The 10725-nt window shown below is 66.1% G+C and carries 10 protein-coding genes; 8 read left to right on the top strand and 2 right to left on the bottom strand.

The genetic code is table 11. The annotated features are described in order from the left end of the window. Positions 1-309 precede the first annotated feature (309 nt). Positions 310-1629 (top strand): isocitrate lyase, encoded by a 1320-nt coding sequence (aceA, locus tag V7Z54_RS02450; protein WP_334134093.1) that lies wholly within the window; start codon positions 310-312, stop codon positions 1627-1629. A 117-nt stretch (positions 1630-1746) separates the two neighbouring features. Here the strand turns inward: aceA and V7Z54_RS02445 are convergent, their stop codons facing one another. Continuing rightward, on the bottom strand, positions 1747-2325 hold the full coding sequence (locus tag V7Z54_RS02445) for a malonic semialdehyde reductase (RefSeq protein ID WP_334134092.1): 579 nt from the start codon (positions 2323-2325) through the stop codon (positions 1747-1749). A gap of 411 nt (positions 2326-2736) precedes the next feature. On the opposite strand from V7Z54_RS02445, the gene thrS reads away from it, so the two are divergent. The 7 genes from thrS (at position 2737) to V7Z54_RS02410 (ending at position 10187) form a co-directional block, all read left to right on the top strand. Next, the gene (gene thrS, locus V7Z54_RS02440) at positions 2737-4662 is read left to right on the top strand and encodes a threonine--tRNA ligase (RefSeq protein WP_334134091.1); all 1926 of its coding nucleotides are present in this window, start codon (positions 2737-2739) and stop codon (positions 4660-4662) included. 16 nt (positions 4663-4678) lie between these two features. After that, the gene (gene infC, locus V7Z54_RS02435; RefSeq protein ID WP_334134102.1) at positions 4679-5287 is read left to right on the top strand and encodes a translation initiation factor IF-3; all 609 of its coding nucleotides are present in this window, start codon (positions 4679-4681) and stop codon (positions 5285-5287) included. 212 nt (positions 5288-5499) lie between these two features. Further along, positions 5500-5703 carry a 50S ribosomal protein L35 gene (gene rpmI, locus V7Z54_RS02430; RefSeq protein WP_043700569.1) on the top strand — a complete coding sequence of 68 codons (204 nt, stop codon included), beginning with the start codon at positions 5500-5502 and terminating at the stop codon, positions 5701-5703. Between the two features lie 32 nt (positions 5704-5735). Then, a complete protein-coding gene (gene rplT / locus V7Z54_RS02425) occupies positions 5736-6113 on the top strand; it encodes a 50S ribosomal protein L20 (protein ID WP_334134090.1) in 378 nt (125 codons plus the stop codon). A gap of 133 nt (positions 6114-6246) precedes the next feature. Next, complete coding sequence (gene pheS, locus V7Z54_RS02420; RefSeq protein WP_334134089.1) at positions 6247-7317, top strand: phenylalanine--tRNA ligase subunit alpha; 1071 nt, start codon at positions 6247-6249, stop codon at positions 7315-7317. A gap of 20 nt (positions 7318-7337) precedes the next feature. Further along, complete coding sequence (gene pheT, locus V7Z54_RS02415) at positions 7338-9758, top strand: phenylalanine--tRNA ligase subunit beta (protein WP_334134087.1); 2421 nt, start codon at positions 7338-7340, stop codon at positions 9756-9758. A 78-nt stretch (positions 9759-9836) separates the two neighbouring features. Continuing rightward, the gene (locus tag V7Z54_RS02410; protein WP_334134086.1) at positions 9837-10187 is read left to right on the top strand and encodes an integration host factor subunit alpha; all 351 of its coding nucleotides are present in this window, start codon (positions 9837-9839) and stop codon (positions 10185-10187) included. Here V7Z54_RS02410 and V7Z54_RS02405 read toward each other — a convergent pair. Next, positions 10120-10725, bottom strand: a 606-nt coding sequence (locus tag V7Z54_RS02405; RefSeq protein ID WP_334134083.1) for a DMT family transporter, incomplete at its 5' end; no start/stop codon positions are given. The two genes, V7Z54_RS02410 and V7Z54_RS02405, sit on opposite strands and share 68 nt — an antisense overlap.

Below are 10725 nucleotides of genomic sequence, written 5' to 3'. Positions count from 1 at the left end.
CGATGTGAAACGTTACTGCGTATCGGAGAAGCACTCGCCCGGGACACTGCGATCACGTCGCCGATCTTGTGCAACATCGTTCCATAATGCGGCATTATCGATGCAAGTCTTTGACGTATAAGCGATAAAAAGTGTCTTGTATAAGACATAAGACTGATCCTGTGTCTTATATAAGACTTATACTGGAGGCGAAGTCGGCAGCCGTTGGCGCAGCAGCTAAGGCGAGTGTGGTGCCCCGCGCCCGAAGGCAGCGCGACGGTGCGGCCGCCGGCACAGCGATTCCCGTGTTTCAACCTGGAGAGTATGACCATGACGCAAACCCTCACCCGCGAACAGCAGATTGCGGCCCTGGAGAAGGACTGGGCCGAAAACCCACGCTGGAAAGGCATCAAGCGCGGCTACAGCGCCGCTGATGTCGTGCGCTTGCGCGGCTCGCTGCAGATCGAGTACACGCTGGCCAAGCGTGGTGCTGAAAAACTCTGGCGCCTGATCAATGGCGAAGCCAAGAAGGGCTACGTCAACGCGTTTGGTGCCGTGACCGCTGGCCAGGCCATGCAGCAGGCCAAGGCTGGTCTGGAAGCGGTGTACCTGTCGGGCTGGCAGGTGGCGGCCGACGCCAACACGTCCGAGACCATGTATCCGGACCAGTCGCTGTACGCCTACGACTCGGTGCCGACCATGGTGCGCCGCATCAACAACACCTTCAAGCGCGCCGACGAGATCCAGTGGTCGCGCGGCATTGGTCCCGGTGATGCCGGCTACATCGACTACTTCCTGCCCATCGTGGCCGATGCCGAGGCAGGCTTCGGCGGCGTGCTCAACGCCTTCGAACTGATGAAGAACATGATTGCGGCTGGCGCCGCCGGCGTGCACTTCGAGGACCAACTCGCGGCGGTTAAGAAGTGCGGCCACATGGGGGGCAAGGTGCTGGTGCCGACGCAGGAAGCCATCGAGAAGCTGATTGCAGCGCGCTTTGCCGCCGACGTGATGGGGGTGCCCACCATCGTGCTGGCGCGCACCGATGCCGAAGCGGCCAACCTGCTGACCAGCGACCACGACGCCAACGACCGCCCGTTCCTGACCGGTGAGCGCACCCAGGAAGGTTTCTTCCGCGTCAAGAACGGCCTGGAGCAGGCGATCAGCCGCGGCGTGGCCTACGCGCCGTATGCCGACTTGGTGTGGTGCGAAACCGGCACCCCCGATCTGGGTTTTGCGCGCGAATTTGCCCAGGCCATCCATGCCAAGTATCCGGGTAAGTTGCTGGCCTACAACTGCTCGCCGTCGTTCAACTGGAAGAAGAACCTGGACGACAAGACGATTGCCGAGTTCCAGGACAAGCTGTCGGAGCTGGGCTACAAGTACCAGTTCATCACGCTGGCCGGCATCCACATCAACTGGTACAACACCTTCATGTTCGCCTACCACTACGCGCGCGGCGAGGGCATGAAGCACTACGTCAACATGGTGCAGGAGCCCGAATTCAAGGCGCGCGAGCTGGGCTACACCTTCGTGTCGCACCAGCAAGAAGTGGGTGCTGGTTACTTTGACGATGTGACGACGGTCATCCAGGGCGGTTCGTCCAGCGTGAAGGCGCTGGCCGGCTCGACCGAGGAAGAGCAGTTCCACTGATGGCCGCCCACGCGTCGGGCGACCCGGGAGACGACGGCCCGGCGGGGGTTGAGCCCCGCCGGGCTTTTTGGTTGGGTAGCGGCGGCGGTCGGGTGGCGGGCTGATGCGGTCAGGCCGTCAGACGATGCGGCAGGCCTCGTCGAAGGCCAGGCGCGGGCCACGCGGGTGCAGACCGGCTGGGTCGCCGTAGCCCAGGTTGCACAGAAAATTGGTGCGCACCGTCGTGCCGGCCCAGAATGCGGCGTCCACCGCTGCGGCGTCGAAGCCGCTCATCGGGCCGCAGTCCAGCCCCAGCGCCCGCGCGGCCACAATGAAGTAGCCTCCCTGCAGGCTCGAGTTGCGCAGCGCCGTGGTCTGGATCACCTCGGGCTGGCCCGCGAACCAGTTGCGGGCGTCTGGGTTGTGCGGGAACAAGCGCGGCAGCTGGTCGTAAAACGCCATGTCCATGCCGATGATGGCTGTGACGGGCGCAGCGGCGGTCTGGGCGCGGTTGCCCTCCATCAGGCACGGCAGCAGGCGCGCCTTGGCCTCGGCGCTTTTGACGAACAGGATGCGCGCCGGGCAGCAGTTGGCTGATGTCGGCCCCCATTTCATCAGGTCATACAGGCGGTGCAGGGTGTCATCGTCCACGGGCCGGTTCTGCCAGGCGTGGTGCGTGCGGGCATGGTCAAACAGGCGTTCGGTGCTGACTTGCATGGTGGAATGCGGCGAGGTCGGAGAGAGGGCCGTCGGAGCGGCGACCGATGCATGGGCGTGCGGCCACTCCCAGAAGTGCATGTTCATGTTCGAGGCACACCGCGGTACCCAGACGCCAACGCATCCGCCCCGAGGTTGAGATGAGCCCCTATTGTGCCGCGTTGCGCCCGTGGTGATGAGGCGTGGTGGTGTCGTCGGGTATTTGGGGGTGTGGGGACCCAGCGGACGTGCAGGTTCTGTGCGAAAATGGCATTCAATATGCGCAACCCTTGCCCACTCATGACCGTGACACCGCGAACGTTCACCGGAGGTCAGCCCGCCCTGTGAGGGGCACTCGGCAGTGCGCGCTTGCTCGAATCCCCACAGCGCGGCCCCCGAGCCGCGTTTTTGTTGTCGAGGACCCAATTGACCATGATCCAGATAACGCTGCCCGATGGTGCCCAGCGCAGCTTCGATGGCCCGGTGACGGTGGCCGATGTGGCGGCAGCCATCGGCCCCGGTTTGGCCAAGGCGGCCGTGGCCGGCAAGGTGCAGCTGGCGGGCGAGGCCGCCCCACGGCTGGTGGATACCAGCTACCGCATCGAGCGCGATGCGCGGGTGTGGATTTTGACGCCCAAAGACCCGGAGGGTCTAGAGGTGGTGCGGCACTCGACGGCGCACCTGCTGGCCTATGCGGTCAAGGAGCTGTATCCAGATGCGCAGGTGACCATCGGCCCGGTCATCGAAGACGGCTTTTACTACGACTTTGCGTACAAGCGCCCGTTTACACCCGAGGATCTGGCCGCTATCGAAAAGAAGATGGGCGAGCTGGCTGCCAAGGACGAACCGGTAGTGCGGCGCGTGCTGCCGCGCGAGGAAGCGGTTGCTTACTTCAAGGGGCTGGGCGAGCACTACAAGGCCGAGATCATTGCCGGCATCCCGGTGGGCGAGGAGGTGAGCCTGTACCGTGAAGGGGCGTTCGAGGACCTGTGCCGCGGCCCGCACGTGCCCTCCACCGGCAAGCTCAAGCATTTCAAGCTGATGAAGGTGGCCGGTGCCTACTGGCGCGGCGACCACCGCAACGAGCAGCTGCAGCGCATCTACGGCACGGCCTGGGCCACCAAAGAGGATCTGCAGGCGTACCTGCATCGGCTCGAGGAGGCCGAGCGGCGCGATCACCGCAAGCTCGGGCGCGAGCTGGACCTGTTCCACCTGGACGAGCATGCCCCGGGGCTGGTGTTTTGGCACCCCAAGGGCTGGACGCTGTGGCAACAGGTGGAGCAGTACATGCGCCAGGTCTACCGCGACAACGGCTACTTGGAGGTCAAGGGGCCGCAGATCCTGGACAAGGCGCTGTGGGAAAAAACCGGCCACTGGGACAAGTACCGGGAAAACATGTTCATCACCGAAAGCGAAAAGCGCGATTACGCGCTCAAGCCGATGAACTGTCCGGGTCACATCCTGATCTTCAAGCAGGGGGTCAAAAGCTACCGCGACCTGCCACTGCGCTATGGCGAGTTTGGGCAGTGTCACCGCAACGAGCCTTCCGGCGGCCTGCACGGCATCATGCGCGTACGCGGCTTCACGCAGGATGACGGCCACATCTTCTGCACCGAAGACCAGATCTTGCCCGAGTGCGGCGCCTTCACGCAGCTGCTCAAGCGGGTCTATGCCGACTTTGGCTTTACCGAGATCCTGTACAAGGTCTCCACGCGCCCGGCGGCGCGCATCGGCTCGGACGAGCTGTGGGACAAGGCCGAGGCGGCGCTGATGCAGAGCTTGCGCGAGTCGGGCTGTGATTTTGTGATTGCCGCAGGCGAGGGGGCCTTCTACGGGCCGAAGATCGAGTACACGCTCAAGGATGCCATCGGCCGCGAGTGGCAGTGCGGCACCATCCAGGTGGACTTCAATCTGGCCGAGCGGCTCGATGCCGAGTACGTGGCCGAGGACGGCAGCCGCCGCCGGCCGGTGATCCTGCACCGTGCCATCGTCGGCAGCCTGGAGCGCTTCATCGGCATTCTGATCGAGCAGCACGCCGGAGCCCTGCCGGTGTGGCTGTCACCGGTGCAGGTGGCGGTGCTCAACATCACCGACGCCCAGGCCGACTACTGTGGCGAAATTGCCAAAACGTTGCGGGATCAAGGTGTTAGGGTGGCCCTGGATCTTGGCAGCGAAAAGATCACCTATAAAATTCGCCAACAGGCGATGCAGAAGGTGCCCTACATCCTCGTCGTCGGCGACAAGGAAAAGTCCGCCGGTACGGTGGCGGTTCGCGCGCGTGGCAACCAGGATCTGGGGGGCATGCCGCTGGCCGACTTCACGCAGCGCCTGCGTTCGGACATCGCGTCCAGACTTTGACAGAAGGAATTCCGCCATCGCTACCTCTCGTCCCAGCAACTTCCGTGACCGTCGGCAGCGCGAAGAACGCGCGCATCGGCTCAACCGCGAAATCACGGCGCCTGAAGTGCGCCTGACAGGCCCCGACGGGCAGCAAATCGGCATCGTCCCGTTGCAGGAGGCCCTGCGCATGGCCGGCGACTTGGATGTCGATCTCGTCGAGATCGCGCCCATGGCCAATCCGCCGGTATGTCGCCTCATCGACTACGGCAAGTTCAAATACGCCGAGCAGAAAAAGGCTGCGGAAGCCAAGGCCAAGCAAAAGGTCATCGAGGTCAAGGAAGTCAAGTTTCGCCCGGCCACGGACGAAGGCGACTACCAGGTCAAGATGCGCAATATCCGCCGCTTCCTGGACGGCGGCGACAAGTGCAAGGTGACCATGCGGTTTCGCGGGCGCGAGATCACGCACCAAGAGTTGGGCCTGGCCCTGCTGGAGCGCATCCGCACCGAGCTGGGCGACAGCATCGTCGTCGAGCAGTTTCCCAAGCTCGAAGGGCGGCAGATGATCATGATGATTGCGCCCGCGCGCAAGAAGAGTGGCGGTGCGGCAGGCAAGGCGGAAGGGGTGGCGGTGCCGGCGGCGTGAGCGTGCGCCGCAGGGGTATCTCTGCGAAGCCGGGGTTTGCCCAGGCAGGTTATGTGACCGGTTATAATACCCGTCTTGCCCGAAAGGACAAGATATGTCGCGCGCCGTACGCAGCGGTGCGTGGACGAGTCCGACAAGTGGCTCGGGGCCGACAAGCCCCTGGCGGTACAGCCGGGGCGCCTCACGAGCACAATGCAAAAGGAAGCTGCATCATGCCCAAGATGAAGACCAAAAGCAGCGCGAAAAAGCGCTTTCGCGTGCGTCCCGGCGGGACGGTCAAGCGCGGTCAGGCGTTCAAGCGTCACATCCTGACCAAAAAGACCACCAAGAACAAGCGCCAGCTGCGTGGCCCGGCCAACGTGCATGAGCGTGACTTGGGGCACATCGCGCAGATGATGCCGTTCGCCGGCCTGTGATCGGCGCCACCGCAACGTTTTAGGAGTAGATCATGCCTCGCGTCAAACGTGGTGTCACCGCACGCGCCCGTCACAAGAAAGTGCTGGCTCTGGCCAAGGGTTTCCGTGGCCGCCGCAAAAACGTCTTCCGCGTCGCCAAACAGGCGGTGATGAAGGCGCAGCAGTACGCCTACCGCGACCGCCGTGCGCGCAAGCGCGTCTTTCGTCAGCTATGGATTGCCCGCATCAACGCCGGTGTGCGGGAATTGGGCCTGACCTACAGCCAGTTCGCCAATGGCCTGCGCAAGGCCGCCATCGACATCGACCGCAAGGTGCTGGCCGATCTGGCGGTCAACGACAAGGCGGCGTTCGCGGCGATCGTCGAGCGCGTCAAGCCCCACCTGCAGGCGCAGGGCGCTGCGGCCGCCTGATGCGCGGAAGAGGGGGCGCCCGCGCCACGGCGGTGCGGCGCTGTTTCCCGACACCCGGGCCAGTCGCCGCGTGCGCTGGCCCGTTGTGTTTTGAGCGCACATCTCCCCGCGCGGCGGGGTAACGGATCCTCCCATGAACGATCTCGACTCCCTCGTGCAGGCGGCGCGCGAGCGCTTTGCCGAGGCGCAGACCCCTCAGGAGCTGGAAAACGCCAAGGCGCGTTTTCTGGGCAAGAGCGGCGCCATCACCGAGCGTATGAAGGCGTTGGGCGCTCTGCCCCCCGAGGAGCGCAAGGCGCAGGGCGCGGCCATCAACACCGCCAAGCAGGCTATCGAAGCGGCGCTGCAGGCCCGCCGCGCCGAGCTGGCGCAGGCCGAGCTGCAGCGCCAGCTGCAGGCCGAGGCGCTGGATGTGACGCTGCCGGGCCGCAGCCGCGGGCTGGGCGGGATCCATCCGGTCAGCCGCACCCTGCAGCGCATCGAGGCGATCTTCGGCTCGATGGGGTTCGAGGTGGCCGACGGTCCGGAGATCGAGACCGACTGGTTCAACTTTACGGCGCTCAATACCCCGGCCGACCATCCGGCGCGCTCGATGCACGACACCTTCTACGTCGACGGCGGCAGCGCCGCGGCGCCGCTGCTGCTGCGCACCCACACCAGTCCGATGCAGATCCGCCATGCGGTGCAGCACGTCAAGCGCGCGCGCTGCGCAGCCGGCCTGGGACAGGACGGCCTGTTTGCGGGCGACATGCCCGAGATCCGGGTCATTGCCCCCGGCCGCACCTATCGGGTCGACAGCGACGCCACCCACTCGCCGATGTTTCACCAGTGCGAGGGGCTGTGGATCGGGCGCAACGTCAGCTTCAAGGACCTCAAGGTGGTGTTTACGGCGTTTTGCCGCGCGTTTTTCGAAGACGACGCGCTGCAGCTGCGCTTTCGCCCCAGCTACTTTCCGTTTACGGAGCCCAGCGCCGAGATCGACATCCGCTTCGACAGCGGCCCGCTGGCTGGGCGCTGGCTGGAGGTGGCCGGCTCCGGTCAAGTGCACCCCAACGTGGTGCGCAACATGGGGCTCGATCCTGAGCACTACATCGGCTTTGCGTTTGGCATCGGGCCCGACCGCCTGACGATGCTGCGCTACGGAGTCAACGACCTGCGCCTGTTCTTCGAGGGAGATCTGCGCTTTCTGGCGCAGTTCCGCTGACCGCCACGCCGAGACCCGCCATGCAATTTCCCGAATCCTGGTTGCGCGCGTTTTGCAATCCCGATCTCGACACCCTCCAGATCGCTGAACGGCTGACCATGGCCGGCTTGGAGGTGGAGTCGATCGCGCCCGTGGCGCCGCCGTTTAGCGGCGTGGTCGTGGGTGCCATCCTGAGTGTCGAGCCGCATCCCAATGCCGACCGGCTGCGTGTGTGCCGCGTTGACGTCGGCCGCGGCGAGCCGCTGCAAATCGTCTGCGGCGCGCCAAACGCGCGTGCCGGCATTCGCGTGCCGTGCGCGCTGTTGAGCGCGGTGTTGCCCCCGGGCGAACATGGCCAGCCGTTGACCATTGGGGTGGGCAAGCTGCGTGGCGTGGACAGCTACGGCATGCTGTGTTCGGCGCGCGAGCTGGGGTTGTCGGACGATCATGGCGGGCTGCTGGAGCTGGCTGCCGACGCGCCGGTGGGGCGCGACCTGCGTGAAGCCCTGGCACTGGATGACAAGGTGTTCACGCTCAAGCTCACCCCCAACCTGGCGCACTGCCTCAGCGTGTTTGGCGTGGCGCGCGAGCTGGCGGCGCTGACCGGCGCGCCGTTGTACGCGCCCACCTTCGAGCCGGTAAAGCCGTGCCACGACGCGGTGCTGCCCGTGTCGATCGAAGCGGCGGACCTGTGCGGGCGCTTTACCGGGCGTGTCATTCGCGGTATCGACCCGAGCGCGAGGACGCCGGACTGGATGGTGCAGCGCCTGGCGCGCTGCGGCCAGCGCAGCATCTCGACGCTGGTGGACATCTCCAACTACGTGATGTTCGAGCTCGGTCGTCCGTCGCACATCTTCGACCTGGACAAGATTCACGGTGGCCTGCAGGTGCGCTGGGGCCGCCGTGGCGAGACGCTGACGTTGCTCAACGGGCAGACCGTCACCGTTGACGAGACCGTCGGGGTGATTGCCGATGCCCAGGGTGTGGAATCGCTGGCCGGCATCATGGGCGGGCAGTCCACCGCAGTGTCCGACGCCACGCGCAACATCTATGTCGAGGCCGCGTTCTGGTGGCCGCGTGCGATCGCGGGCCGCGCGCGCCGCTTCAACTTCAGCACCGACGCTGCGCACCGCTTCGAGCGCGGGGTGGATCCCAGCACCACGCGCGAGCACGTGGAGCGCATCACGCAGCTGATCCTGGAGATTTGCGGTGGCGAGCCGGGGCCGATCGACGACCACGTGGTCAATGTGCCGCAGCCGCAGCCGGTGACGCTGCGGGTGGCGCGCGCAGCCAAGGTGATTGGCATGCCGCTGACGCAGGCCGAGTGCGCCGCGCCGCTGCGCCGCCTGGGTCTAGTGGTGGAAGAAGGGGCAGGTACGCTGAGCGTGACACCGCCGCCGTACCGCTTCGACCTGCAGATCGAGGAGGACCTGATCGAGGAGGTGGCGCGCGTCATCGGCTACGACCGCCTGCCCGAGACGCCGCCGCTGGCACCGGTGCTGCCGCACGTGCAGCCCGAGACGCGCCGCAGCGCGCACGCGCTGCGCCGCCAGCTGGCCGATCTGGGCTACCAGGAAACCATCAACTTCAGCTTCGTCGAGGAGCGCTGGGAACGCGACTACGCCGGCAACCCGGAGCCGATTCGGCTGCTCAACCCAATCGCCAGTCAGTTGAGTGTGATGCGCTCCAGCCTGATGGGCAGTTTGCTGGCGGTGCTGCGGTACAACGTGGACCGCAAGGCAGCGCGCGTGCGCGTGTTCGAGATTGGGCGCGTGTTCCGGCGCGACCCGGCGGTGGCCGACAGCGACACCACTGTTGCCGGCATCGCGCAGCCGCGCCACGTGGCGGGGCTGGCGTGGGGCGATGCCGATCCGCTGCAATGGGGGGTGCCCGCGCGCCCGGTGGATTTCTACGACGTCAAGGGCGACGTGGAGCTGCTGCTGGCACCGCGCCGAGCGGTGTTCGAGCGCGCCGAGCACCCGGCGCTGCATCCCGGGCGCAGTGCGCGCGTGTGGTTGGATGGGCAGCCGATTGGATGGGTGGGCGAGCTGCACCCGCGCTGGCGCCAGGCCGAAGGCTGGTCGCACGCGCCGGTGCTGTTCGAGCTGCTGCTGGATGCCGTGCTGCAGCAGCCGCTGCCGCAGGCCCAGTCGCTGGGCCGACACCAGCCGGTGCAGCGGGATCTGGCCGTCGTCGTGCCCGAGGCGGTGACGCACGCGGCTGTGATGGCCGCCATCGAGGGCGTGCATTATCCCTGGTTGCGAGAGGCCGTGCTGTTTGATGTCTATCGCCCCAAGCCCGGTGCTGTGGGGGGGACGGTGGCGGCTGGCGAAAAAAGCCTGGCGGTGCGGCTGACGCTGGAGCGGCATGATGCCAACCTGACCGACGCCGAGATCGACGGCGTGGTGCAGGCGGTGCTACAGGCGCTGCAGCGCACGCTGGGGGCGCGCCTGCGCGCCTGAAGCGGCAGCGACGGCGCCATCGCCGGGCGGCTGCGGCACACACACAGCGGCGTCCCGCGTCCTGCTACGATTCAGCGTATGGTCACGCGCAACTCCCACCCGCACTCTGCTGCTGCCGAATCCCCCGCTACGCTGACCAAGGCCGAGCTGGCCGAACGGCTGCACGAGCGCATCGGCTTCAACAAAAGTGAGTCCAAGGACATCGTTGACGCGTTTTTCGCCGTCATTGCCGAGCAGCTGATCGCCGGTGAGGAGGTGCGCATTGCGGGCTTCGGGCAGTTTCAGGTGCGCAACAAGTCACCGCGCCCGGGACGCAACCCGCGCACGGGCGAGCTGGTGCCAATCGCGGCGCGCCGTGTCGTTACTTTCCACGCCAGCCCGAAGCTGAAGGAAGCGCTGCAGGACGGCGCCAGCGACGGGGATCAATGACGCCGGTGGACAGGCCCACCCCCAGCAGAATCACGGCACCGCAGCCCACCATCCAGGGGGTGATGGCCTCCTCCAGCAGCAGCGCGCCGTAGGCCATCGCAAACACCGGGATGAGAAACGTCACGGTCAGCGTGCGTGCTGGGCCGGCGGCTTCGATGAGGCGAAAGTACAGCAGGTAGGCCAGCGCCGTGCACAGCAGGCCGGCAGCGACCAGTGCCCCCCAAGCGGTGGTGCTGACCGGGTGGTCGGGCCAGGTCAGCCAAGTCGGCAGCGCCAGTCCAAGCGTAGCCCCCAACAGGCTGCCCGTGGTGGTGGCCAGCGGCGCAATGCCCATCAGGTGCTTCTTGGTGTAGCTGGCAGCGATGGCATAGCAGACCGTGGCGGCCAGACAGGCCAGCACCGCCCAACCGGTGCCGCCCGGTTTGAAGGTGGCTTTGTTCCACGACAGCAGCGCTACGCCGGCAAAGCCCAGCGCCAGGCCGACCGCGCGCCAGCGCCCGGGGCGCTCGCCCAGCCACAGCCAGGCGACGACAGCGCC

Source organism: Tepidimonas sp. (assembly GCF_036824975.1).
Lineage (GTDB): Bacteria > Pseudomonadota > Gammaproteobacteria > Burkholderiales > Burkholderiaceae_C > Tepidimonas.
Note: the sequence above shows the minus strand (reverse complement) of the source record. Positions and strands in the feature narration are given on the sequence as shown.